The 24,978-nt window shown below is 35.0% G+C and carries 24 protein-coding genes; 10 read left to right on the top strand and 14 right to left on the bottom strand.

Going from position 1 to position 24,978, the window contains the following annotated elements:
- Positions 1-201: 201 nt before the first annotated feature.
- The 7 genes from ACK4M9_RS12195 to ACK4M9_RS12165 all read right to left on the bottom strand — a co-directional run bounded on the left by ACK4M9_RS12195 (position 202) and on the right by ACK4M9_RS12165 (position 7,673).
- Positions 202-1,191, bottom strand: a complete 990-nt coding sequence (locus ACK4M9_RS12195; RefSeq protein ID WP_409850879.1) for a tRNA dihydrouridine synthase — start codon at positions 1,189-1,191, stop codon at positions 202-204.
- Between the two features lie 275 nt (positions 1,192-1,466).
- Positions 1,467-2,564: a hypothetical protein gene (locus ACK4M9_RS12190; RefSeq protein ID WP_409850773.1), complete on the bottom strand. Its 1,098-nt coding sequence runs from the start codon at positions 2,562-2,564 to the stop codon at positions 1,467-1,469.
- 296 nt (positions 2,565-2,860) lie between these two features.
- Positions 2,861-3,352 carry an OsmC family protein gene (locus ACK4M9_RS12185; protein ID WP_409850771.1) on the bottom strand — a complete coding sequence of 164 codons (492 nt, stop codon included), beginning with the start codon at positions 3,350-3,352 and terminating at the stop codon, positions 2,861-2,863.
- Positions 3,345-4,526 (bottom strand): 5-methyltetrahydropteroyltriglutamate--homocysteine methyltransferase, encoded by a 1,182-nt coding sequence (locus ACK4M9_RS12180; RefSeq protein WP_409850769.1) that lies wholly within the window; start codon positions 4,524-4,526, stop codon positions 3,345-3,347. Before ACK4M9_RS12180 ends, ACK4M9_RS12185 begins: the two co-directional genes overlap by 8 nt.
- Before the next feature lie 117 nt (positions 4,527-4,643).
- On the bottom strand, positions 4,644-5,471 hold the full coding sequence (locus ACK4M9_RS12175) for a phosphate/phosphite/phosphonate ABC transporter substrate-binding protein (RefSeq protein WP_409850767.1): 828 nt from the start codon (positions 5,469-5,471) through the stop codon (positions 4,644-4,646).
- Positions 5,472-5,484: 13 nt separating this feature from the next.
- Complete coding sequence (locus ACK4M9_RS12170) at positions 5,485-6,612, bottom strand: acyl-CoA dehydrogenase family protein (RefSeq protein WP_409850765.1); 1,128 nt, start codon at positions 6,610-6,612, stop codon at positions 5,485-5,487.
- 467 nt (positions 6,613-7,079) lie between these two features.
- Positions 7,080-7,673, bottom strand: a complete 594-nt coding sequence (locus tag ACK4M9_RS12165) for a hypothetical protein (protein WP_409850764.1) — start codon at positions 7,671-7,673, stop codon at positions 7,080-7,082.
- 585 nt (positions 7,674-8,258) lie between these two features.
- Between ACK4M9_RS12165 and ACK4M9_RS12160 the strand changes: the two genes are divergently transcribed.
- On the top strand, positions 8,259-9,518 hold the full coding sequence (locus tag ACK4M9_RS12160; protein ID WP_409850762.1) for a hypothetical protein: 1,260 nt from the start codon (positions 8,259-8,261) through the stop codon (positions 9,516-9,518).
- Between the two features lie 397 nt (positions 9,519-9,915).
- On the opposite strand, the gene ACK4M9_RS12155 is transcribed toward ACK4M9_RS12160, so the two are convergent.
- Together ACK4M9_RS12155 and ACK4M9_RS12150 are read right to left on the bottom strand one after the other, a co-directional pair.
- Positions 9,916-11,289 carry a zinc-ribbon domain-containing protein gene (locus ACK4M9_RS12155; protein WP_409850760.1) on the bottom strand — a complete coding sequence of 458 codons (1,374 nt, stop codon included), beginning with the start codon at positions 11,287-11,289 and terminating at the stop codon, positions 9,916-9,918.
- A gap of 186 nt (positions 11,290-11,475) precedes the next feature.
- A complete protein-coding gene (locus ACK4M9_RS12150) occupies positions 11,476-11,592 on the bottom strand; it encodes a nucleotide-binding domain-containing protein (RefSeq protein WP_409850758.1) in 117 nt (38 codons plus the stop codon).
- A 720-nt stretch (positions 11,593-12,312) separates the two neighbouring features.
- On the opposite strand from ACK4M9_RS12150, the gene ACK4M9_RS12145 reads away from it, so the two are divergent.
- The gene (locus tag ACK4M9_RS12145; protein ID WP_409850756.1) at positions 12,313-12,921 is read left to right on the top strand and encodes a hypothetical protein; all 609 of its coding nucleotides are present in this window, start codon (positions 12,313-12,315) and stop codon (positions 12,919-12,921) included.
- A gap of 17 nt (positions 12,922-12,938) precedes the next feature.
- Complete coding sequence (locus ACK4M9_RS12140; protein WP_409850754.1) at positions 12,939-14,207, top strand: hypothetical protein; 1,269 nt, start codon at positions 12,939-12,941, stop codon at positions 14,205-14,207.
- A 733-nt stretch (positions 14,208-14,940) separates the two neighbouring features.
- On the opposite strand, the gene ACK4M9_RS12135 is transcribed toward ACK4M9_RS12140, so the two are convergent.
- The 3 genes from ACK4M9_RS12135 to ACK4M9_RS12125 form a co-directional block, all read right to left on the bottom strand.
- Entirely contained in the window at positions 14,941-16,644 is a 1,704-nt protein-coding gene (locus ACK4M9_RS12135) for a DEAD/DEAH box helicase family protein (protein ID WP_409850752.1), read from the bottom strand.
- A gap of 651 nt (positions 16,645-17,295) precedes the next feature.
- Positions 17,296-17,535 carry a hypothetical protein gene (locus ACK4M9_RS12130; RefSeq protein ID WP_409850751.1) on the bottom strand — a complete coding sequence of 80 codons (240 nt, stop codon included), beginning with the start codon at positions 17,533-17,535 and terminating at the stop codon, positions 17,296-17,298.
- Positions 17,536-18,000: 465 nt separating this feature from the next.
- On the bottom strand, positions 18,001-18,237 hold the full coding sequence (locus tag ACK4M9_RS12125; RefSeq protein ID WP_409850749.1) for a helix-turn-helix domain-containing protein: 237 nt from the start codon (positions 18,235-18,237) through the stop codon (positions 18,001-18,003).
- Positions 18,238-18,610: 373 nt separating this feature from the next.
- Here ACK4M9_RS12125 and ACK4M9_RS12120 point away from each other — a divergent pair, with 373 nt between their 5' ends.
- Entirely contained in the window at positions 18,611-19,123 is a 513-nt protein-coding gene (locus ACK4M9_RS12120; protein ID WP_409850747.1) for a DUF4652 domain-containing protein, read from the top strand.
- An 88-nt stretch (positions 19,124-19,211) separates the two neighbouring features.
- Here the strand turns inward: ACK4M9_RS12120 and ACK4M9_RS12115 are convergent, their stop codons facing one another.
- A complete protein-coding gene (locus ACK4M9_RS12115) occupies positions 19,212-20,333 on the bottom strand; it encodes a DNA cytosine methyltransferase (RefSeq protein ID WP_409850745.1) in 1,122 nt (373 codons plus the stop codon).
- A gap of 96 nt (positions 20,334-20,429) precedes the next feature.
- Complete coding sequence (locus tag ACK4M9_RS12110; RefSeq protein WP_409850743.1) at positions 20,430-21,995, bottom strand: restriction endonuclease FokI C-terminal domain-containing protein; 1,566 nt, start codon at positions 21,993-21,995, stop codon at positions 20,430-20,432.
- A 169-nt stretch (positions 21,996-22,164) separates the two neighbouring features.
- On the opposite strand from ACK4M9_RS12110, the gene ACK4M9_RS12105 reads away from it, so the two are divergent.
- From ACK4M9_RS12105 to ACK4M9_RS12080, 6 genes are all read left to right on the top strand, one after another.
- A complete protein-coding gene (locus tag ACK4M9_RS12105) occupies positions 22,165-22,365 on the top strand; it encodes a hypothetical protein (protein ID WP_409850741.1) in 201 nt (66 codons plus the stop codon).
- 311 nt (positions 22,366-22,676) lie between these two features.
- Positions 22,677-23,045, top strand: coding sequence for a hypothetical protein (locus ACK4M9_RS12100; protein ID WP_409850739.1), 369 nt, complete (start codon positions 22,677-22,679; stop codon positions 23,043-23,045).
- A 226-nt stretch (positions 23,046-23,271) separates the two neighbouring features.
- Entirely contained in the window at positions 23,272-23,541 is a 270-nt protein-coding gene (locus ACK4M9_RS12095; protein ID WP_409850737.1) for a helix-turn-helix transcriptional regulator, read from the top strand.
- Between the two features lie 462 nt (positions 23,542-24,003).
- The gene (locus tag ACK4M9_RS12090) at positions 24,004-24,348 is read left to right on the top strand and encodes a recombinase family protein (protein ID WP_409850735.1); all 345 of its coding nucleotides are present in this window, start codon (positions 24,004-24,006) and stop codon (positions 24,346-24,348) included.
- 81 nt (positions 24,349-24,429) lie between these two features.
- On the top strand, positions 24,430-24,558 hold the full coding sequence (locus ACK4M9_RS12085; protein WP_409850733.1) for a hypothetical protein: 129 nt from the start codon (positions 24,430-24,432) through the stop codon (positions 24,556-24,558).
- 1 nt (position 24,559) lies between these two features.
- Positions 24,560-24,910: a recombinase family protein gene (locus ACK4M9_RS12080; protein WP_409850731.1), complete on the top strand. Its 351-nt coding sequence runs from the start codon at positions 24,560-24,562 to the stop codon at positions 24,908-24,910.
- The last annotated feature ends 68 nt before the right edge of the window (positions 24,911-24,978 follow it).

The following is a 24,978-nucleotide window of genomic DNA, read 5'->3' as shown; positions in this document are numbered from 1 at the left end:
ATGTCATTTCCAACTTTGACAAGTTTTATGCTTTCAACTGCCAATATTAGAGTCAATTTTATTAAAAAGTTGATATATCAATAAAAAAGACGTTTAAAACTGTTGCCAGTTTAAACGCCAATTCGATTGCCATTTTTAATTTTGCACCTCTCAACTGAACCCGTTATACTCACTGTCACAACTCTTATTTCTCTTCATACGTTAGTCGACAAAGTCTTTTTCAAAGTTATCAAGCAAGGCACGCACTTCATCTGTTGATTTGGTGTTCATCAATTGACTTCTTAATTCACCGGCTCCTGGAAATCCTTTGACATAAATTTTGAAAAAGCGATGAAGTCCTGTGATTGAACGTGGCAGTACCTCTGCATATTGATCTTGAAGATCAAGCTGCAGTCTTAATAGATCAAGGTACTCTTTTGTGCTATGTTCTTTCGGCTCTTTTTCAAAAGCAAAAGGATTTTTAAAAATACCTCGCCCGATCATAACGCCATCAATGCCGTATTGTTCAGCAAGCCGCAGCCCAGTTTGACGGTCAGGAATGTCTCCATTGATTGTTAGCAGTGTATTTGGTGCGATACGGTCACGTAATTTTTTGATTTCCGGAATTAGCTCCCAATGCGCATCTACTTCGCTCATTTCCTTTCTTGTACGTAAATGAATTGAAAGGTTCGCAATATCCTGTTTTAAAATATGCGTTAGCCACTCCTCCCACTCCTGAACCTCCGTAAAGCCAAGTCGTGTTTTCACACTGACAGGCAGTCCGCCCGCTTTTGCTGCTTGAATAAGTTCTGCCGCAACGTCTGGACGCAGTATAAGGCCACTCCCCTTGCCTCTCGATGCCACATTCGGTACAGGGCAACCCATATTAATATCTAAGCCTTTAAATCCTAGCTCTGCCATGCCAATACTCATTTGACGGAAATATTCGGGATTATCCCCCCAAATATGTGCCACCAGTGGCTGTTCATCCTCTGTAAATGTCAAACGGCCACGCATACTTTTCATGCCCTCTGGATGACAATAGCTATCCGAGTTTGCAAACTCTGTGAAAAATACATCCGGTCGCCCTGCTGCACTTACTACGTGACGAAAAACAACATCCGTCACATCTTCCATTGGTGCAAGTACAAAAAATGGTCGTGGTAAATCACGCCAAAAGTTATCTATCATTTCAATCTCAAATCCTCTCAGTATAGATACAACTTCCAACTCTTGGTTAAAAATATAAAGCCAAGTGTTCCATCTTTTACATTTATGCTTAATAACTTATGATCCAACACAAGTACATTTGGACATAAATATTTTATGAAAATCGACAATGTTTATTTTAACGAAAATCTGACCTAAATGCTATTTTATAAACAAAAAAAAATTTCACTGTGACTCCCCCAAGTTTCTTGTTTCACAGATACTGTTGTGAAACATTACTTTTCGGGGTGTCACAGTGAAATTACATCACCATTCTTTTATTCCACATGACTAGCAATGACAACAATGACATTCGTATAGCCACCACCCAAGTTGGTAAATCCCGATTGAATTACTGGTAAGCCAATGAATTCTACATAATCACCATTAAACACACCGTCTAGCCGGCCAGGATAAATGATCTGATAAACCTCGCCGTAATCAGTTTTCACGAGAAGCTCAGACAGATAATCATTAATATCTTGTATATAATTCACATAAATTTCGATGACATAGCCTGCATCAAAAAACATTGTTGATGTATGATCATCTAAGCTTTTGATCATATCACTGTAATCAATTTCAATATTTACTAAACCTAGTCCTTTTTCTATAGTGGCTTCCGTTATAGGGAATAAATCGGGGTGTTCATTAATAAAAGTATATGTGGCATTCGGAATAACCTGACCAGGGGTATTTCCGTTTATTTCGTCAACTAAAGGAATTACCATAGCAAAAAATTCTGCCTTTGTCATTATGTCAGCATCTTCCCTATTTGTAGATCCTCCCGCGTTGGCTTCTCCTTGTTCTGAATCAAAATAAACAATGTCTAGTACCTCTGTATTGTATATCTTCCACTCATCATTATACTTTTTCATAATATTAATACCTTCTAATTGGTTGTCTTTGAATTCAGGACCCTTTATTTTACGCGTTGTTTGAATAAACCTTACTTCCCCTGTATCTCCGGAAACGTCAATGACCTCGATTTCAAGAAAAGAGTACTCTAAATCATAAACACTATTTATTTTTAACATCGTATCCCGCGTCGATTGATATAGGGGGGACTCTACATGTATAGTAGCCATATAATCATCAATATTTTTATTATTAGCAGCCAGCAAATTATCTTTAACCACTTGAATCATTTGCTCTTCGTCTGGCAACGTTGCTATATCCTCTGTCTCTTGCTCTCCTGCTTCTGAAGTTCCATCCTTCCTCGGTTCTTGTGAGTTAGCTTCAGACTCTTGTTCTTCTGTTGTTTCCTCTATTTTTGGATCATTGGCCTCTTTACCCGCTTCCTCCGCTGGTAAATTCCCGCACCCAGTTAGAAAAAACAACAGCAGTCCAGCTACAAAAGGTAAAAAGAATTTCATCACATAGCCTCCCTTATTAAAGTATTGATAAAAAAGTAAGCAACACACCATACATTACATGCCGAAATGGAAAATATGTTACCACTTTTTTCAGGAGAAAGGTTTGTAATTTCTATAGAAGGTGAAGGGACTCATTTAAGGAATTATTATTGGAAAAGAAGTTGATGAGGATGGGTTTTTAAGCGAAAAAAACAGAGCTATATAAAAAATAATAATAGCCTCACTGTGACACCCCGAAGTTTCTTGTTTCACAGATATTGTTGTGAAACATTATTTTTCGGGGTGTCACAGTGAAATTACAAAAGTTTCTTAAAAATGACTTCAAACTCCATTGATCTTTTTAAGGTATTATAGATTGGTGAATTAGTAAGTGCCTTGGTGCAAAATTCATCAAAGTCACTGTCCTCTAGATCTGCATATAAGAAAACAGTTATCGTTATTTTACTGATCAGCGGTTCTTCGTCATACCCTCTTACACCAGCTAAGGTGAGAGGATTTTCTAATGATAGGTTCAAAACTCCTTCAATTTCTTCAATGATTGACCCTCGTTTTTTTGATTGCTCTAACAGCGTCAAGAGAATGCTACTTAAAACTGATCCTGCAAAATATTCAATACTAGTAATATGTTCGTATTCAGAATCAAAGCATATTTGCTTTTCTATTGAAATGCTGTTTTTATTTGTAAATACTTTTACACGTGAGAGATCGTTAGATGTGCCTCGAAAGTTCATATCAAATATTTTGGACTCATATAAAGTGTTGACTGCCTCTGTCGTCTTTCTATTCATATTTTCTCCTTAAAATTGAAGCAGCTTCTGTTAATGTACTCATTTTTCCTGAGATTGTTTCAAGTACATTCACTGGACTACTTGAGAATGTAGCAAAACCACAGTCAGGATTTAGCGAGATTTTTTCCTTTGGCAAATGCTTCATTGCTTCTTCTACTCGTACCAGAATTGAATCCACTGTCTCAATCTCATCTGTACGCGGATTTAGCACGCCTAAACCAAGTGCTGCATGCTCCTTGATACGTGAGTCTGCTAATAATGAGCTAATCTCCCCTGCTCTTGGTGTAGAAAATTCAAGTGTTAAAAGGGCTGGATTTACCTCTGCAAACAACTCAAGCAGAGGAGTATATGGACCTGTCAATAAGATACTTTCATCCTTGCTCCAGTTCCCTCTGCAGACATGAAGGGAAGGAACCGTCTTAGACCTATCTATATGATCGATGATTTGTTTAATTAGCGAACTGGCAAATTTAAGCTCCTCTTTAGGATCCTTTCGCTCCGAGAGCGCTGCACACATAAATGATCTTGGCTTTCCGTCGGTAAAAACAACCTCTGTCAGCACTGGTTCATCAAATTGAATGACATCGACTCCGATGTTCATAAGATTATCGATCTCTTCCTTCATAATCCTAATAACATCTTGCCCAAGCTCTTCTTTACTACCATAAGCCTTACCAGAAAGATTAGGAAGCCACATCGATCTAGTCAAGAGATAAGGACCTGGCAAGGTGATTTTCACTGGTTTGTCCGTAAACTTCTTAATCATCTTAAGCTCATCTGCGACAATGTCACCGTTGTAGGTCAACTTACCAACACAAATGGCATTCTTAATGCTTACTGCCGGAACATCAAGCGTGGTCAACATGTTCTCAAAAGCTTTTTTATCATCAATATAATCAAGCATCTCACTCATACTCATCATTTTGACTCCGCCAATTTTATCGGAAACGAAGGATACGTAGTTATCACGCCCGAGCTCTCCACTTGTAATTACATTGATTCCGAAATTTTCCTGAAGGTTAATAACCTTCTCAGTCTCCGCCTCAATAAGATTGTTAAAGTCGAAAGGATCTATTGTTCCTCTTCTCATCATCCTCAGAGCTTTTAGAACTTCTTTTGATCTAGGCATGCTCCCTATTAAGGATGTAGGAAAGAGAGGTAATGGCAGTTTCATATGTATCATCTCCCAGATTGAAATAGTTAAAAGAGAAGCATTGGAATGACCACGCTTCTCTTTTTAGCAAGGCTGTTTCCACAAATCTTACGAAAAGAGCCTTTAATAAAGGCTTACCTACTTATCGAAGAACTTCAAATAGTCGTTGGCTTCACGTAATTGTTGAAATCCTGTAATCTTGCCTTCAACCCATTCCTTTAAACCTTCCATATCCATCATATTTTTATGGTCTTCATTGTTATAATCCATTCGATGAAGCACCTTTTGCCATTCTATAAATCTTTCAGTTGAAAACTCAGGGTGTGCTACGAAAATACAGTGGTCAAACAAATCCGTTGTATCAATGCAAACTAATTGATTTTCATCAACGGTACCGTCCATCTTCCAAGCCTCCCAGTTCAAATCTAGAGTTACAGCAGCGTCTACAGTTCCTTCCATCAGAGCTTTTACTGCATCTAGCTCTCCACCAACGTGGTCTCCATGAAGACCGACACCAATATCAAACCTTTTCTCACTGTAATCTTCTTCAAATTCTAGTCCATTTTTATACAAGTGGTTGATTGGGATAAGTCTTGCTTGTGGAGAGTCGATCGCTCCAAAACCAATCGTCTTTCCTTTTAACCCATCTAGGTTTGTTATGCCACTATCTTTGCGGACGATGAAGCATGTCTTTCTATCTCTATCTGTATCCCTCATAGAGCCCATCTGGCATTTACCATCGGTTCTCAAATAAGTGTCCAACCAAGCTAAAGGCGAATTCCAGACGATGTCGACTTCCTTGTTCATTAATCCGTCAACCTGTCCCTCGTAATCCTTATAGAAGACACATGCTATTTCAAGGTCTTCCTCTTTGAAAAAATCAGCGATAATCTCCCAAATAACTGTAACTTTCGGATCATAAATAACAGCACCAACTTTTATTCTATCATTGCTCAATGAACTCACTCCCAATCTATTTTTAAGGAATCATCTGACCAGTTAATGCTTTTCCAAGCCAAACATTTAGAACGTCTGCGCTTGGAGCCATAATCTGCCCTGCATAGGCATCTCGCAGAAGTCTCTCAGTAGGTAAAGTTTTATTATATGCTTTACCTCCTCCAACTCTCATGGCAAGTTTCCCACATTCAATGGCAGCATCTGACGCTACGATTCTAGCAGCCAAAATCTTTGCAAGTGCATCTGCATCACCATTTGCACCCGCAGTAGCAGCATCCAGTGTTAAAGCTCTTGCGGCAGCTGCATTTTTGTATATCGTTCCAATATGTACTTGGACGGTTTCAATATTTGATAGTGAACTTCCATCAGGGTATTTTCGATCTACAGAATAATTGCTAGCAACATCAAACATATGCAAGGCAGTACCGCTATAAACTGAACCTAATCCTGTTATAAAGAAAGGTGCTACTACATCGAATACTTGCTCTTGGCCTGAACCTTCTTCACCAATTCGATAAGACGATTCGAGTGCTACATTTTCAATGTGCATTGGGCATGACGAGTTCCCTCTCATTCCAAGACCATTCCAATTGGACATTTCAAAGCGTAATCCTTCTGTCTCTAGAGGAAATACCCAGTTGTTAATCTTTCCTTCTTCTACAGAAGGCGCAAGAACAAGGTAGTAAGACGCATATGTAGCTGAAGTTACCATGCTCTTCGTTCCGTTGAATGTTGTATAGTCACCCGTAAACTGAACAGTAATTTCCGGATTATAGAAATGCGTACCAGTTCCGAATTCACTGTAGGCTAATGCGAGGAATTTTCCGTTTTCAACGACATCAGAAAAAATCTCTCTCTTAAGCTTTTCACTTCCGTGAGTTACGATACACATTAAAGCAACATTATGCATCATATAGCAAAGAGCAGTTGTGGAACACGACTCTGCAAAGGCCAAAACAGCCTCTGCATGCTCTACAAGTCCTTTTCCGTATCCACCATATTCTTCAGGTATAAGTAGTTTTAAGAAGCCTTTAGTCCCTAGTTCCTTAAAAGCTTCTTCAGGAAATTTTGCTTCCTTATCAATTATTTCTGTGTAAGGCAGTATGTAGGTAGTGGCAAAATCCTTACTTTCTTGATAAACATTATTCATAAAATCCCTCCTGAATTCTAAAAATCTATTAACACCGTGTAATAATTATTTTTTATAATTACCATAATTTATAGTTATGAAATTTACAAAAAATTTATCACACTCAAGATTGATTGTGAAAATAAAAATTTGGTAGTTGTTATGTCATTTAAAAATCCCCATGCTCTACTTTTCAGAGTAGAACTTGGGGATTATTAAAACTCAGCCGTCTTTAACTAGTGTCACAGTGACGAAATTTAAAAGACCTGTATCCATTAACGCTACAGGTCTTTTATTCACCCATGCTGGGCGAACAAAAAATCCCCCGAAACATTAATTCGAGGGAACATAAAACACATATCAAAATAAACCTAAAATCCGCAAATCCTATTGATAACAAGCTATTTTAACTCTATCAGTGCCACACACTCAATGTGTGTAGAGTGCTGAATGTAGATAATATTTAATAAGAGTAGTGGAATTCACCTTTAATTTATTTTGGAACACATTTTTTCAAATTCTTTCCAATCAATTTCAGAAAGCTTATTTAAAGCATAGATATCAGCATATTTTTCCATAGGGATATTCCGATACAATAAAGTCCATTCATTTCCCAATTTTAATTTTAAGTTGGGATCTTCTTCTTTCTTAATTCTTTCACCAAGTTCATATACAGGCTTTCTAAAAGGGGCATCCTTTCTCATAAAATCAGATCCTGATTGTCCAGAACTTTTAAAATCTATCCAATGACCTTCTTCATGGTACAAACAAAAAACTGCGTAGATTACATCGAACATTGATATTGGATAATTGATGTTATCGTTGATCATTCCCCTAATTTTACGAAAATCGGGCGGATTCCCATTTCTCATTATTTCATTAAACTCTTCAATAGAAACGTTTTGAATATGAACACCCTCTTCAGAAGGAAATACATCTTCATCATAATCTTTGCTTAATCTCTGTTCTGCTGGTGTACAAAACTGGCATTGAATAATTGCTTTCAACGCTAACCTACTATCATACATTACTGGTATTCTCTTCTCTAATCCAAGCATTTCAGTAAGGTCTCTCATTCTCATATCTAAACCACACCATTTCTTTTATGATTATTTTATGTAAATTAGTACAAAGTTTATATAATTAAATTACATCGATCTTAAACGAATTTTTTAGCCAATGTGAGCTCCAAAGTGCTTTTTTGTATAAGATTAGAAAAGCGATAATAAGTTCAGTGGATTGACCATTTTCATTGTTTTCACTTTAACTTGAAGAATTCCTTATATTGAGTCTACACCAATAATATGAAAATATCATCTTTCATTTTTAATCTGATTTTTAAATAGTAAAGCTGTACCCAAGGATATATAACTCCTCACAAAGATTATCTGGATCAACCATTTCCCTTTTCAACTTTCCATAATAATAACTTTAAACCAAACTTTACTAATAAAACGATGACTTTGTCACCCTATATAAAAGCGGTGGCAATAGAGTTACTTTCCAACCAATAGACAGTTCATTTCATAAAATCACCTTTTTAGGATACACCCCCTAAAAATTGGCAATTCTCAAAATAATTCATTCCCTTCAAAATTTCGGACAAACGGACAGTTCTTTCTTGTAAAATAGATATATAGACTTATATAAATAATTAGGGGGCCGAAATGAACAAATTAGACTATTTATTAGAAACAAGTAGAGGACAGTTATCTCGCTATTATGAAAGGTGGTGTAATAGAATAACAATTGACGTACCTATGGAACCCAAAAGTAAAAACAGTATAGATTCCGCTGAAGAGACATTGTTCCAACAATTTGTACTGGAAAAATTGAAAAATGAAAATAGAAGAGGCTTTTTAGGGCCTATAGCTATTGAATTTGATTTTTACCCAACAGAAAACAATCCGCCTCATATACATAAATTACCTAAAAACTATCTTGATTTACTTTCTCAACCAGTCAATGGAAGCAATATTAGAAGAAAAAACCTCCTTTTTCAAGATGATCGCCAGGTTCAAATTCTGATTGTAAATTATCATATTGAGCAAAGGAATGAAAAACCTCGTATTTCTATTAATGCTGTTGGAATGTCAAATATATTAGAGGACTTAAAACTGTTAGATAAAATAAATTCAAATTCATTTAAATATGATGAAGAATACAGAGGATACGAATTTGATGAACTATTGAAGGATGAAGATAGTAGACTTTCTATTCAGAGAAGATTGGATGAAGCCATTGAAAATTATTACTCAACTAAAGAGATGGAAGAATATTATCGTAAACATAATGAAAAACAAGCATATGAAACAATGTTAGGAATAAATTTATATCATATTCAAAATCACCTTTTTTCAATTGATAAAATTAGTCCAATCGACCTTTTCAACTTCTATCCTAAATTAGTTAGAGAACGATATAAGGTTTTAGCACAAAACCGAATAACAAATTTATTAGAACTAAGTAGAAGTCTTGTAATCTCGCCTATTTTTTCTCCCTTAGATTTACTAACTTTACCTACCCAAAAAGGAGAAACAAAAGTCTTCAAAGAAAAGGTAAGAGAATCACTTATACATTTTAAAAAGAAGTATAAGTTTATATCGTCCTTATTGATAAATGTATCTTTAACAATTTTATATGTTCCACCTAAATACCAAGAAATTGATTTAGACAATTTAGCAAGATACATAGTTCCACAAGTTAATGAAGAACTAAAACCCTCCAGTAAGATTTTTTATGCGCAAGAGGACATTAAGGGTTTTACTCATAGTTCAATTACTCAATATCAAGTAATTAGAGTTCCCAGGTTAGAGACTGATCCCGAAGAAGGCATAGTAAGATTTGTTATAAATAAGAAGGAGCCTTATTCAAGTATCTTGAAAGAGTTAGATCATATTCTTTCAAGATGGAGCGACTCTATTTGAAAACACAGGGACGGTTCTTCTGTTTACAGAAAAATCGTTCCCCTTGTTTCTAACCAATTCAATCTTCGCCATCGCTACTCAGTGTGTATAATGCTGGATGTAGACATATTGTAATGAATAAAGAGTAGTGGAGTTCACCTATCTGCACAGATTGGAGCAAGGAACAAGAAGAAAAATATTACAGTAGGATTGTGCATCCATTAGCTTTTGTCTATTGCGTGCAGGTATCAGCGAAAAAAAGCATAAGATTTAACTCCATGTAAGAGCATAAATGCCTACTGTGTTTCAACAAAGGAGGTATTGTATTGCTGGAACCCAGAGGTTGAGAATGAAAATAATTAATTATTTTTTTAGATATATGACTAATAAAATAATAAAGCAGAGCTCTTTAATATTTTTACAACGTATTTTTTTTGGGGTGCCACCTTACCAAAGGGCTGTCTGCGTCAAGAATATCCTTTACAAAAAACAAACATTTTGGGCATAATCCTTTTGATTTGACCAAGTTTTTAACAATTTTTCGGAATTTATGTCTGCAATCTGGCTTTGGGCATGTACTTTCTAACGGGATGTTGGAACCATATGAAAGATGCTTTTTGTCATCAGGTATATGTCTTAAAAGCCCAGGTGCAATTACTGAAATTTGTTTTGACTTGGAAGATGGAGTATCATTTCGAGAAATTTTTGGAAGTAATTCGGTAATTAAACCATAGACTTCGTCATCAGTATATTCTTCAAAATAAATATTGTATTTATCTTTCATTATAGATAAAACTTCTTGCAACGGTTTAATCAAAAACTTGTAGGTGTATTCATGTTTACCACAAATTACTTCGTGTTGTTTCTCATAGTAAGCTAATTTAGGTAAATTCTCTTCACGTATTCGAATGAAAAAAGATATTTCGCCACTTTTATATAACATATTATTCTTTTCTTGATCAGAAATCTCTCTTACTTTTGTATCATGGTGTTTTCCATCATATTCAATTGCCCCCTCTAATTTATTATGATAAATATCTATTTCAACAGGGTTTCCGTTTGAACTCCACCTTTTAGTCTTTAGTCTATATTTTTCAAAGCCACCGATTATTTCATTAAGTACCGAACAGATCAATTGTTCTGTAAGTGAGGTTAAAGAATGATTAGGGCACCCCTGATTTTGTTCAGTTCTACAACTTACGGACTTCTTGTAGAAGTCTTTACATTCATCACACCACCAAGGATAAACAATAGATGAATATGGCAAAATTGTGGTTGGATCATAGTCAGGATGTAGTGTTTTAGCTATTTCAGGAAACAAAATTTGTAAGTTCCAATCAGGTGTTGCACCTTTTCCATTACAAAAAGGACACGGAATGTGCTTCGCCAAGTCTGCACACCTCTGCATACCTTTCCAGCTATGTTCAATACAATGAACATAGATACTATCATTGGAGCTTCCAGGTTTATAATTCGGATAAACATTAATTTCTGTATTCTTTTTATGATCCCAGTATTGTTCTACTCTATGTGGTGCTTTAAACATAATGCTTTTTTCATATGGAAGTTCTCGACATATATTACATACAGCTGCACCGTTGTAAATTGATTGGTAAACTTGCTTAGGTGTTTTTATGAAACTACATTGTCTCCCCTCAAAGTCACAAATCCAATATGCTTGAGTCTCAATATCTTTAGTGTTAATCTCACTGAAGTCTATGTTCAATAACTTTTTGTTTTTTTCTGCATCCCATAAATGAAGCATACGATCTTTATAATTTTTATCTTTCATACAGCTACCTACCTCTTATTTTTATTTAGAGATAGCTTTGACTTGTTTGAAGACGAATATACGTGCAATTTAGTAGTATATCCGTTGGTATAGTTCCTATACAATTTTCTGTAATTTTTTTTTTACAAAATATAAAAGAAAAAGAATATCCATATAAATAAGAATTAATGTTTGGTTCTCACTTGTTTACGAGACCTTAATTTTTACTCTAATTATCTTCTTTGTAACGCAGATTCCGTCCTTGACTTTATAGCACTCTACATAATGATCTCCCTTGAAAGTTGTTTGTTCAGTGAGTGTCATTTTATTTGATTGAATAATTTGTCCTCTGATACAGTCTTCACTAATCGCTACGTTGCCTCATTTTTTAATTTCCAATAAACATCATAAGGCTCAGGAGTATTTGTTGTAGCAATAAACAAAAGATCATGTCCAGGTAATAATAATGATATTCTCCTATTCATGGATTGTAATCATCCAACAGTTCTGGGTTTGAGGAATGTTAGAGTGTGTTTGATTTGATATTTTTATATTTCAGCTCAATTTATGTAATAATCTATACTCAATTAAACTATCATATAAAACGGAATGGCTACCTAATTAGAATGGTACCGAGGTTTACACAAATTTGCTGTAAAAGTGTTAGTAGATTGTAAACGGAATGACAGTCCGTGGAATGACGGACTGCATTCGTGGTGAGACTTCTAAGCTCGCCTTATCCTTCGGATATCGGCTCACTAAGAAGCTCAACCTCTCATTTTGATTGGCTACGCCAACCGTTCGACCCTCCGCTTTGCTACAGGCACTCACTTCAAAATTCGACCACTCACTTGTCCGTTCGGAAAAAAGCCACTGTCTCTTTCGAGACAGCTTACTTCGCCTATGGCAAAGTAAGAAAACCATACATAAGACCTTGTACTACTTACTTAGCCTTCGTCTAAGTAACTACTACAATCTCTTATGCTTTTACGGCTCTTTGAGCCTTATCAAGACTAATCATATCCCATTATAGGAGGTGTTATTGTGGCTCGCAAAAAGGAATATATATCGCAGTTTTTCATGCGTGACAAACTCGCTTTTACAGCCATGTCAAAGGCAGGTATCGTCTCTGCTGAAAATCTCAAACATCATTGCAATCTTGCTGAAAGTCGCATCAAGAACTACGTTCGTGATGGCTACGCCGAGAAAATTCTCTTCAAAGACGGAAAGGAGTTCAAAGAGGCGTACACTCTTACATCAAAGGGAAGAGAGCTTGCTGAACGCCAGTGGAACCTTCGTGAACATTACCATGCACAAACAAGGTCTCCCTATCACGATTTAGCCTTGTCAGATAAGTATTTTAGCCTATCCGAGCAGGTTCGTGAGACATGGAAAACAGAAACGCAAGTAAGAATTGAATTCATGGATAAATTAGAAGAACTTCGTCAGCAAGGTCATAGAGACCAAGCAAACGAATATTTTGACATGATGAAACAAGGGCTTATTAGTATGCCTGACAACGTTTATACAACAGAAACAGGCGTTGAAATGGCGTATGAGGTTATCACAGACAACTACGGTCGCCAAGAAATGCTCGCCAAGGAAATAGCAGTTTCAATAATGGAATATGGCTACGAGACCGTAAGAATTTAATTAAAGGAGGTAATAGCATGGAAAACAATTATTCACCATTGTCTAAGTCTATAAATGAAAAAAACACAATTTGTGAGAAGTATCAAGATTATTTGAAGATTATTTACCTTTTCGGGAATAAGGTAATGCTATTAAAACAGTTGCGAGAACTTGGAAGTGAGTTGGCTCTTTTTAAATCTCCTTCAATGTTTCAAAGGCAGATGGAAGAACTACTCGAAAATGATATTATAAAGTACGCACCTTTTTTTCTAAGTGATAGAGTTACTCAACACAAAGTAATTGTCTTAAAAAAGTATGCTCTTCGCTATTTAAAAGGAGAGACAGAGCCAGGTGGTTCACAGAAGGTCGCTCCAGTTCCACCTCTTAAAACTAACGAACGTATTCTCCTATCTATCTTTAAAGGCTCCTTTATTCTTCAAAAAGTTATACCTTTACTCAGAAGAACAAACAATACCGTCACATTAAACTTGATTTTAGAAGAAATACACAGCAACTCCATGTCTATATTGATCGAAAAGAATAAAGGTCTTGATTTCGCTAAACGATATTGGAATGAGTTTCATGATTTCCTTGATGGAGAGGTGGTTTGTGAACAAATAGAAAGATTAGAAGAATCTACCCAGAAACGAAAGAAGGGGCTTGAATATGGTTCAAAGTCATTTAACGGTAAAGGTATAGCGAGTATTTCAGAATCAGGTATGGATGTAGAAGCGAACATTAAGAAGGCCAACAGGCAGAATAAAGCAAAGAGTACACTTTTTGCTAACAAAAAGATACTCCTCGATAATTTCACCTTTGAAAATATGGTACGTTCAAACATTCAGATTATCCGTGTAAAAAAGAGTTATACCCAAGTTCAAAATGAAAGTAACGGTCAAATTTCTCAGATGCCTTCAAAACTTCATGTTACAGCACTGTTATTCGACCATCTGAATAGGCAAGACTTGTACTCTTTTACTAAACAGATTGCATGTTTTTATAAGATGCTGAACGACATGATGGGGAAAGACCCAAATAATTCAGCGAATTACTTTGAATTGCACTTGACGGTTGCAATTGTAGGTTATGATGGGGTAGCTGTGGAGAACATGCGGAGAAAGGCTGAGGAGGTCGTTTACAGCCCATATAAAGGTATTGTTGAAAAAAGACTGGTACTAACTCTTGAAAACTGGCAAGTAGATAGAGAAATGCAGGAAAATCGTTTAAAAATACGGTTCACCGACTACGACATTTCTAATCGATACCTTGATGGAAAGAAATTCTTAAATCTAAAACAGAATAAATAATAGGGGAGAGCCACGCGCAGCGTGGCTCATTTTTGTTTGACACCATTGCTGTCGTTGGTGGGAATCTTGTTAAGTACAGTCGTTTGAAGAGAAAAATAGAATTAGAAAAGTTGTATTTTCTCTTTATCTAATAGGGAAGAATTATTAATTAATACAACTTTCTTCGCAAGTAGGATATTATATCGTTTATATTAAAAAGGGTGTACTCCAATTTACTTGTAAAACATTCATATATCGGCATTCCGATTTACAAATAAAAGAGGATAATTGCAAATTCTACGGTTCGGAATGTTCATTAGGGAACCTGCTTTATTCTTAGGTGGAAGGGATACTTCATGCAACAAAATGGTATTCTACAAACCCATTAAAATCATCATTTATCGGCATTCCGAACTGGAAGCTCAAAAAGACCAATTGCAAAATCTAAAGTTTGGTTCGGAATGAAGAGCGTTACGAAGGGAAACTCCAAATCTATGGGGAAATAGTAATCACATGGCAAAAGGAAGTGTTTTGTTAAATACTCACCTAAATGTTGATGAACTCCAAACTCTATAAGTTAAAGCTTGTTCATAGGGATTCTCCATAGGTTATGCAAGTAATAGGATAATGATACCGTCTACCGACGTTACATGCACCAACTATTCATCTCCCTGGGTCAAGCGTCCCCCCTTTACAAACCATACATTGGATAGTGAATAGTCAACAGAAATCACGTTCCTGTTGACCATTGGATTTATGAGATTTGATTTCCTTCTGGATTGTTTAGGAATATTTTTTGACCATCTTCGAAAATTCTTTCTTCCTTGAAAAAGTCCATCAAATTCAATAAAACTTCATTTCTGAGATTACCGCCATCATTTATTCCTAAAAAATTCCTAAGCTCAATTTTCCTTATAAAAGGAGCACCTTTTTCTTTATACTCTAAAAGATATTTTTTTGCCATACCAATTCGAATATCAGACTTCTTTTCCTTCTTAGGTTTGTTTACTTTCTTGGAATCTACTTCAAATTGATCTTTATGGTAATGAATTTGAGGAAATTGGCTTCTTATAATACTTTCCACTTTCTCATTGTCCATGAACAGAAAGATTTCGCAATTTTTACTGTTGTCTCGATTAATACGTTTTATCGCTTGGTATATTTCACCAGCAACAGTGGATTCTCGTAAGGATTCGATTTCTTCATGTTTGAATAATTGTAGTTGATCCTCTTTTTTGTTCTGTGTCAGGTGATAGAATGTCATAGCGTATGAAATGTAATCATAGTTTGGAGTTTTTGTTATCACTACGGTATCGAAATCACGATAGGTATTAACGCCTATCAAATTCCCAAAATGGTCGACCTTAATTCTTTCTTCTATTATCATTTCTGCCTCTTTCTTGCTGTACCCAAGTGATAAAAAGTAATCACTAATAGAGATAGACAATCCTTGTTCTCTTTCTTTATCTGTAATAAATAGAATCTTGTTCTTTCTCTCAGGGGAAACTTTGGAAAGAACCTTCTCATTAAAATTAATATATTTTTTTAGATTGCATTTACCAGTCTTTATTACACTATGATGGATAATGGTATTGGAATAATTGAAGATCTTTGGTTGGCTAATCCTGTGGAATTTTTTAGATAGGGAGTATTTTGTATCGAATGAAGCGTTAGCATCGAGGATGATATTATTTTGAAACATTTTGTAGTCAATGTCTTCACGGTAAGTATAGAAGGCATTCTCGTACATATAACCACCGTATGATAGTAAGTAATTGATCTTAGAAAGTATTTTCTTGTCTCCGTCATCACTTACCCTACTCAGTAATTGGTTAACTACCTTTTTATATCTACGTTGTTCCTCGATGTTAAACTCTATTAGCAACATTTTATTGAAGTTCTTATTAGCCTTTTTCTGGTGTAGCAAGTTCCGTAAGAAATTAACAATTGCATCAAGAGATAAATCCAAACCATACTTATAGTTATTGATCCATAGCTTCCCAATATCCTCACTACACAGGTGTATTGTTTCAATTATGTGAGGATACTCGTCAATAATAAGGATTTGCCTATCTTTAATAAGTTCGGCATGTTCTCCTTTACATATTAATTGATACATTTGGTGAGTTATGCACAGCACTTGTGCTTCCTCTGCCTGTTGTTTCCTTTTTTTGTTACCTGTGTCTTCTTTCGAAAATTTCATTGCTACAATATTTCCCGCATGTTCGTTAATTTTAGACACTGTATTAATTAATTCATCATCTCTTGAAAATTTTTGAACAAATAGTACACGGTAAGTCTTTGTTTTAGTCATTTCTCCAATGAATTTAAACGTCATCTGACTTTTGCCTGACCCTGCTTCATGTCCAAATACCATAAAACGTTCTTCATCCCACTTTGACCTATCCGTTATTTGTTCGTGCAATTCTTGGAAGTAGTTACCTATTTCTGGTTTCATCAAATATCACCTTTCTTCGAGTTATTGATGAAACAATAATAAGCAATTTTCAAGCATCTTAATATGCTTTAATGGTTCAACACTGTTTGACAATTTAAGAAATGTCATAGGTTGGTTAGATTCAGTAAACAACATTTTTTATGAATTGTCTTAAATGTATGGCTTGTATTGTATAGAATATATTGAATCTACTAATTGAAAGGAGAGATCAGTATATGAAAGAAGAAATCTTAATAGCATGTGACGTAGATCGTACAAGTAAAGCTTTGATGAATTACAATGGGAGAACCCATGTATCAATGTTTCAGACATAAATACAGGAGGTGGAAAGTGTTAGAGTGGACATGCTCCCATGGATCATTCCATGTAATCTTTAATGGAAAAGAGTATATGTAGGTTCAGTTTCTGGACTTTTTCAATTGTAATCAGTGCTTCTTTTGAATTACAAGCCATTTAGCGATACTTTTAGTAACCGTTCTACTTTTAGTACATAAGTTTATTACCAATTTATATATTTTTTATAAAGCAAAAAGCCGATAGGAAACTATCGACTTTAAAATTATTTGTTATATATAATCGTTGTACTGTGAACTATATTTATCTAAATTCAACAAATAACTAAACTCGTTATTTATCGATGCTACCAAGTCACTAATTTTTAATTCTCTTTTCAAGAATAAATAATCGCTTGTCCATTTCCGTTAGTTTATTGTTTATAAAATCAATTTCAAAATCTGTTTTCTTTTTAGCTACTATTAACGTTCCTACTTCATCTTCAGTTTGAGAAGCTTCAATTCTGTTTACTATTTCATGAATTTCTTGAATATCAGTTTTCACTTCTTTCATATCATTTTGTAGTTGTAATAGGATTTCAATGATTCTTTTTTCCATTCCCGTCACCGTCCTTTTTTAAAATTATAAGGCATTAAATTGTTTTTTCTATTATTTTTATCAAAAATTCATTACTGCATATATATTGGGATTATACACCTAATTGCAATGTAATTTCAAAAGGGATTTACCTGATAAATGTGTTTTCCACTCCAAAAAACTGAACCCGTTACTCATTGAGTTGGTCTTTTGTTTTTCCTATGTCTATTTTTAAAAGAGTTTGCAATAAAAACGTTTCGCCGCGCAGCGAAACGTTATTTATAAAGTCTCCGTTGTATACGGAACATGTTTTAAGTTTAAGAACTATTAATTCAGCAGACCACTTCTTAGAAGGTTTGCCAAAAATGTCTGCTCTCAATTTACTGCTTGCGATGAACGAGCCTCCTCAAATTACATAGAAGTTGAAGAAATACGTATTATGGCAGAGAGAAACAAACTCTCCTTTTCTCCCTACCATAATAATCCCTATATGGAATCGACTAAATCTTGAATAGCAATATCCAGAGCTTCTGCTAACTTAATTACTTTATGAATAGCAATATTTTTGCTTTCACGTTCCGAACGTTCTATCCTACAAATATAACTACTTGATAGAACTCCTCCAGTTTCTTTTGACAAACGAGACATTGACCACCCTTTCTGTTTTCTCTTCCGTTCGATTAATAATCCAAACCTATTTAATTGCTCTTGACGTATTTCCACATGTATTCTCTCCTTTGAAATTTTAGGTATATCTACCCTTTTTTGATTTACGACCTTTTAGATTATAGATAATCCAACTAAGGATATTCACAATGGCTTTAAGATTGTTGCACTTTTACAAATACGTTGTAATTTCTACTTCTAAAAAGGATTGAATAATATTAATGCTCTTTTATACCTGCTATTGAATTAACAACCAATATTATGGTAATTTGTTTTTACAATAATAGTTTATCTCATGAACGAGTATCCAAACTAAACCACAGATAGTTCTCTGTGGTTAATGGCATAAGAGATTAATAATGACGGAAAAAAAGATGCTTTGTAACACTGGCGACAATTCGAAAAGTCTAACCATAGAGGAGGAATTGCAATGTATACGATACACTACGAAAAATCATCAGGGAATATCATTGTTACCGATAAAAATAACGTTATAGTTTTGTCTGAGAATAGATTTTCAAGTGAACCGTCTTTTAATAGAAACAGAAAAAGAGCAGTCTACATTACTCCTCTTGAATGGGAAACTCAAAGCAATTTAATCATGTTCCACCTTGCACTGGGGAAGAGGGAAATAATCGATATTCCAATAGACGACACAAAAATGGTTAAAAATGCTTTGTGGTTATCTGATTCTCTTCTTGTGCTTATTATAGGTTATACACGTGGAAAAAGAGCTATAGGGGGTCGTGCTTACAGCTTTGATATAGAACAACGTCAGTTGCACCCTCTTTGTAAGTACGATGGGGTAAAGAAACAGGTAATTAATTTTGAAAAACGAGATAAGTCACTTTTATTAGATGTTATTGAATTTACCTCGGAAACAGATGAACTCTTCAACCGTAAAAAGGAAGTAATCAATATGTTAAGTTCTGGATTACTATGATGAACAAGCGAGTCTAAAGAAGATTAAGTTACCTTCATATAATAACAAAAATGCTGAGTTAATTAACTCAGCATTTTTATCTTATAAGTTACGATTGTTTAGTTTTTTTCCTTTTTACCCTTTTCCCTGTTTCGATCATTTCTGATAATTCGTCTTCCCACTTTGCCGACTCTGTTTCGTATTCAACTCCAGCAAAGGATTTTAGAATTGCCTCAATGATTATCTTTGCACCTTCAACTGGAACTGCCATTCCAACTTGTGATCTCACACTTTCTTTTCCGCCTACAAATTCAAAATCATCAGGGAAGGTTTGAAGTCTTGCTCTTTCACGGTTAGTCAAAGCACGATATTCATCGTAATGGTACATATGGGTACCACCCCCACCTTTTGCTGTAACGGTGTAAGCAGGAAGATCAGGATCTAACCTTTTGTATATGTTTGACATTTTTGCACCTTTTACATTTAATCTTAAATCCTCTGGTATTCCTTCGAACCAAGCATTTTTTCCAGCGGGGATTTCACTAAGAAATTGAATTACCTTAGCTGAGTGTCTTGTAAATTCGTTATTTTTTGCATCGATTGGTATGGGTGGATTTTCCAGAGCCTGTTTAGCAGTTGTCCAAAGCTCCCTGGCCTTGAATGGAGCCTTTGGAACCTTAAATTCCCAACCTAAATCCTCATGTATTCCAACGATAATTATTCGATGTCTGGCTTGTGGTATTCCGTACTCTTCAAACTTATAAAGATGTGGAGTAATTCTATAACCTACTTCTTTCATCTCTTGCATTATTTTAATAAAAGCTTGGCCCTCATTAGCACTTTGTAACCCACCTACATTTTCAGCAATAAACCACTTGGGTTGATGATGCCGAAGTACCTTTATCCCATACGAATACAACGGGCCGTATTTCCCGTCTAATCCTTTAGATTCTCCAACTATACTATAATCATTGCAAGGGAAACCAAATGAAAAGGCATCTATACTTTCGAGACTTTCAATCTCTAATTCCTCTACCTTACTGCAAATAACTGAATTAGGAGAATCGGGACAAATGTTTTTAATAAAGGTGCTACAGCTATCTGTATCCATATCATTAGCCCAAACATGTTCTACCATATACAACTCATTATTGTGTTCAATTTTTGCTTTTTTTGCTCCTAAAGAGAGGCCACCTGGGCCACAAAACAATTCACCTTTTTTAAAAATCATAATTATACCACTCCATATTTGTAACTCTATTATCCAATGTCATCTATTATACATTAGATGAAGTAATGTGAACATAAAAAGTGATTTCCAAAAACCTTATAGTTGCTCAACGTCACGGAGGCTAATTTGTCTATTAGCTGTAAAAAGAGATCTCAAACGTTGATGATCAACAGGATTCGTCAAGTGACGTTGTAAGAGACGAATAGTATTTCTGGCTGAGATTACACTCCCGTATACGTTAGGTTGTTGAGAGTGAATTTGTAATAATTGTCCTTCTATATTAGAACCGAACCCATCAGCAATATACATGAAGAATTCTAAGTTGGGGTTAAGTTGTTGGTATGTTGGAATATAGTTTCTAACCATTCTATTTCTATGGTCATTTGTAATAGTGTATCGACTGTATGCTTTAGTGTCGATAATTCCTGAGTAATTATGATTAGTAGACGCAATATACACATCAGGGTGTAAAGGGCTATTCCCCACATGCCTCGAATTAAATCCTAAATGATCAAAAATATCTCTTGTTGCAATTTCAAACTCCATAGCCAATTCTCTACCACTAATTGCCATGTTTAGATAACTGGTTTCGAATAACCCGAAAGTATCTGGTCTAAAACCTTCGACGGCGTCCTCAATTTGTTGCAAGGTATATCCTGTTATTGTTGCAATTTGGTTTAATAATTGAGTATTAATACTTTGGACAGGTCGCTGACCAGCAATATGTAATAGTTCACTTCGTACTCTTCTCTGTCTATATAGAGTATCTGTTATGGTTTCTCCACCGAAGTTTCTATTATCTCTATTTTGGCCTGGTGCTAAGCCGTAGTTTCTTTGAAAATTTTCTTTACCATAATGGTGGTTTGGATTGTAGGTTCTGATTGAAGATCCATCGTTTAGTATTTCCTCTACCTGATATATGCGTTCTTGTGCAATAGCAATTCGACCAGTCGAATCTCTTTCAATTAACTGAGTGTATTCAAGATAATTTACCAAAGTATTAGCAATATCCTCTAAGTAGGAAATTGTTTGTTGTCGTGAGCGAATCCCTGTTGTACTACTGGTATACATTTCTTCGAAGTTATCAGGAAGAATTTCATCAGCGTTGTTACGGTAATCGATAATCCTTCGAACAACGTGTTCAAAACAAGCATCTGTCTCGTTCTCTCCTTCAGTTATAACAATCTTTCCAATTTCTGCTCTGGATAGAGTTTCAATGCGATTATCTGCAAGCAACCGTAGTAAGAACCTAAAAGGTCTTACCCTAAATCTTTCGTGAATACTCACTCTACTCCGCTGTGAGTATGGGGAAGGATATTGCAACTTCATTAATTGATTAGTTATTATTGGAACAGGTGGCTGACCTGACAATAGAGCTTCTCCAGCTAATGTTGTCCTCATTATCTGTGTATCAGTTTCAGTAAAGATTAAACCTAAATTAAATAACCAGGATTCGTAAGTTCTTGCTCCCCCAGCTCTACGGTCTCTTCTTTGTCCAGGTCTTTTAATGCCGAAACGTTCCAATTCAGTTTCGAAGTCTAACTGGCGGGCCAAATCATGATTCCATACATCTCCTAAATTTTGAAGCGTAAAAAGTGACAAAACATCAACTACAGGATAGAGTTTACGTTTATTCCTTGGAACTTGCCAATTGTTAATCAAAAAAATGCCTCCTATTTTCATATGTACCCTTATACAAATGACAAATCTTTAGACTTAGGATAAACTTCGATAGAAGACCTATCCTTTGCTTATAGTCAATATTATACACAAGAACACAGATTGTCTCACTTATTAATTTAGCTTGAAAAAGAGGAGGAGTTGTTTAAATATGATATGTAAATGTGGCGGGTTATTTGTTGTGAAAAGAATAGAAGAGTACCCAAGTGAATTGACTAATAAAGAAAAGCTTCTATATAATCGAGTTTGTGACGTGGAATGTGTGGGGTGTGGTGAAATCCAATATTCTCAACCATATGACGACGGGAGAACACTAAATACGGTAAAGAAGATAAAGACTGACGGATGTTGAATTCTATTTAGGTGATGCTAAGAAATGATAGGCAAGTCATCAATTTCATTGATGACTTGCTGCGGAAGCACAGTAACTTTTACTCGTTACCTATTTGCTTTAATCTGTATAGTATTCATTTTCTATTTCGTACAAAATATCTGTCTGTATGAAAAGTACGAAGAATAGCGCTACTTTCAACGATACCTTTTGAAGTTTTCTCTACCTTATTAATTAGCAAAATTTTTCTTCCAGATTAAAAAATTTTTTGATAATATAATAGCGAAAAAAGAAATACCCCCCTTATTTTTTCCCACGAAAGGAGCTTCTTTATGAATGATACTCTTGAACGAATGAAAGATTCATATGGTATGCTTTTTGAAATTGAAACAAAGCTTCGTAGAATGGTAGTAACAAATTTAGTGAAGTGTCATGGTCAAACCTGGTTAATGCAACGTTATGAAACAAAACTCCACCTCCACGAATTAATCTCCTACTTCGGTAAATACCCAAAAGAGTTGCCACATTTCAATAGAGTTGAATTACAATCTCTAAACAAGCTTAATCGTATTAGAAATAAAATTGCACATTCCCATTTAATTGATGATGAAGAGTATAACTACTTAAAGAAGTGCTACCGTCTGATTATGAGGCAACCGATAACAAAAAGGAAAAAGAGAATACAAGAAAATGTTATCTAATCAAGGTAAAAAGACTATTTAAAAAAGAAAAACAATAAATAACGACAGTATTAGCGTACAGATTAGTGATGATTTTGTACGCTTATTATTTGTTAATACATCAATGTTATAAGAGATCATAATCATACCAAAGCGATCATTTACTGATGGTTTATAACTTTTATTGAGGGAGTATTTTATAGGATAAATTTGGCCAAATTGTTGAAAGTTAAGGAAAAGTAGACAATTGGGTGAAATTATGAATATTTTAAATAAAGAAAATTTGTTGACGTTAAAAGATGTAGCTAAGGAACTTTCAGTCCAAAAACAAACCGTAAAGAATTGGTTGAGTAAAGGGTTATTTCCGAACGCTATTATAGATTCGGAACAACAGTGGTATATTCTAAAAGATGAAATTAACGCCTTACCTAAAGTTAAGAAAATTGATGAAAAAATCATAAGAAACAGTTTTATTGTTAATACTGGAGGTCAGCTTCCGTTAGTTGATCGTATTTAGGATGTAGACGAACATTAACTAAAATCTACCTCTATGTTCTTTGAAAGGAGATATCAACGTAATAATACGAACGTACATTCCTGTAAGACATCCAAACTATTTACAGATTTTCAATTTCCACTATACTATAGTTATAGCCGATAACTACTATCTTAACCACATCGTTTGCTTATCCCTACCTATCCTACTCACAGAAAGGAAGTCACTCCACATGTTAATACAATTGTCGAATTCCCCATGACTATTTGACCCTTCCACATTCAACTGATTTAATCTTTTGTTCTTCAAAGTCCCCCGTCATAAACCACCACAAAAATACCCCAGGAGGAAAAACATGAAAATTAAACCTATCTTCAGTAACGTATCAAAAATTTCCAATGAACGTATGGTACCAACTATCATTAACAAAAGAATAGAAGCAGTAAATACCACTGTCTCTACTTCTAAAGGAGGAATTGTAATATGAGATGTGCAGTCTATACTCGTGTATCAACAAAAAGTGAAGGACACCAGAATTCTTTAGTTACACAAATAGAAGCTATCATGAATTTACCAAAGGATTGGGAGCTTTATGATATCTATATAGACGTTGATTCAGGCACAAAAACAAAAAAACGACCTGAACTAAAACGACTGATGAATGATGCTAAAGAAAAGAAGTTTGACACCATCCTGTTAAAAGATCTTTCTCGATTAACAAGAGACGGACAGTTTTATTACCAAATAACACGTCTTGCCGTCAAACAAGGAATTCTTATTCTCACCTTAGACGTTGCAATAGATAAACTACCAAGAAAAACCCCTTAGACCTCACCTCTATTAATAACATCATAAATTCTGTTGACGCAACACACTACCCCAAAAAAAGTATCCCCAGGAGGAATAATCATGCAAATCGAACGAATCTTAAATAACCCATCCCCAGTTTCATCTGATAGTATCTTATCAACTCTCTTTATTTCTAAGGCTAATGCTAATGCTAATCCACTGTCTCTTCTTCTAAGGGAGGAATTGTAATATGAGATGCGCAGTCTATACTCGTGTATCAACAAGAAATGAAGAACAACAAAAATCTTTAGTTACACAAAAAGATGCTATTATGAAATTAATAAAGGCAAAGGAGTGGGAGTTATGTAATTTCTATATAGACGTTGACTTAGGTATAAAAACAAAAAAGCGCGACGAACTAAGACGCCTGATAGATGATGCTAAAGAAAAGAAGTTTGACATCATCCTGTTAAAAGAATTTTCTCGATTAACAAGAGACGGAGAGTTTTATTACCAAATAAAACGTCTTGCTGACAACCAAGGAATTCTAATTCTCTCCTTGGGCGGTGCAATTGATACACTATCAAGAAAAACCCTCTAAGTTAGACATTACCTCTATCATCAACATCATAAAATCGGTTTAAGCAACACACCACCACAAAAAATATC

It is taken from the genome of Anaerobacillus sp. (assembly GCF_046314235.1).
GTDB lineage: Bacteria > Bacillota > Bacilli > Bacillales > Anaerobacillaceae > Anaerobacillus.
The sequence above is the reverse complement of the archived record's forward strand: the minus strand, read 5'-3'. Positions and strand labels throughout refer to the sequence as shown.

Bases quoted from the DNA above. Each gene is read 5' to 3' on its own strand.
- ACK4M9_RS12155 (WP_409850760.1), bottom strand. From the start codon at position 11,289: ATGAAAGATAAAAATTATAAAGATCGTATGCTTCATTTATGGGATGCA.
- ACK4M9_RS12105 (WP_409850741.1), top strand. From the start codon at position 22,165: ATGATATGTAAATGTGGCGGGTTATTTGTTGTGAAAAGAATAGAAGAG.
- ACK4M9_RS12190 (WP_409850773.1), bottom strand. From the start codon at position 2,564: ATGAAATTCTTTTTACCTTTTGTAGCTGGACTGCTGTTGTTTTTTCTA.
- ACK4M9_RS12135 (WP_409850752.1), bottom strand. From the start codon at position 16,644: ATGAAACCAGAAATAGGTAACTACTTCCAAGAATTGCACGAACAAATA.
- ACK4M9_RS12130 (WP_409850751.1), bottom strand. From the start codon at position 17,535: ATGGAAAAAAGAATCATTGAAATCCTATTACAACTACAAAATGATATG.
- ACK4M9_RS12080 (WP_409850731.1), top strand. From the start codon at position 24,560: ATGAGATGCGCAGTCTATACTCGTGTATCAACAAGAAATGAAGAACAA.
- ACK4M9_RS12085 (WP_409850733.1), top strand. From the start codon at position 24,430: ATGCAAATCGAACGAATCTTAAATAACCCATCCCCAGTTTCATCTGAT.
- ACK4M9_RS12100 (WP_409850739.1), top strand. From the start codon at position 22,677: ATGAATGATACTCTTGAACGAATGAAAGATTCATATGGTATGCTTTTT.
- ACK4M9_RS12120 (WP_409850747.1), top strand. From the start codon at position 18,611: ATGTATACGATACACTACGAAAAATCATCAGGGAATATCATTGTTACC.
- ACK4M9_RS12115 (WP_409850745.1), bottom strand. From the start codon at position 20,333: ATGATTTTTAAAAAAGGTGAATTGTTTTGTGGCCCAGGTGGCCTCTCT.
- ACK4M9_RS12090 (WP_409850735.1), top strand. From the start codon at position 24,004: ATGAGATGTGCAGTCTATACTCGTGTATCAACAAAAAGTGAAGGACAC.
- ACK4M9_RS12170 (WP_409850765.1), bottom strand. From the start codon at position 6,612: ATGAATAATGTTTATCAAGAAAGTAAGGATTTTGCCACTACCTACATA.
- ACK4M9_RS12180 (WP_409850769.1), bottom strand. From the start codon at position 4,526: ATGAAACTGCCATTACCTCTCTTTCCTACATCCTTAATAGGGAGCATG.
- ACK4M9_RS12165 (WP_409850764.1), bottom strand. From the start codon at position 7,673: ATGAGAATGAGAGACCTTACTGAAATGCTTGGATTAGAGAAGAGAATA.
- ACK4M9_RS12150 (WP_409850758.1), bottom strand. From the start codon at position 11,592: ATGACACTCACTGAACAAACAACTTTCAAGGGAGATCATTATGTAGAG.
- ACK4M9_RS12160 (WP_409850762.1), top strand. From the start codon at position 8,259: ATGAACAAATTAGACTATTTATTAGAAACAAGTAGAGGACAGTTATCT.
- ACK4M9_RS12140 (WP_409850754.1), top strand. From the start codon at position 12,939: ATGGAAAACAATTATTCACCATTGTCTAAGTCTATAAATGAAAAAAAC.
- ACK4M9_RS12185 (WP_409850771.1), bottom strand. From the start codon at position 3,352: ATGAATAGAAAGACGACAGAGGCAGTCAACACTTTATATGAGTCCAAA.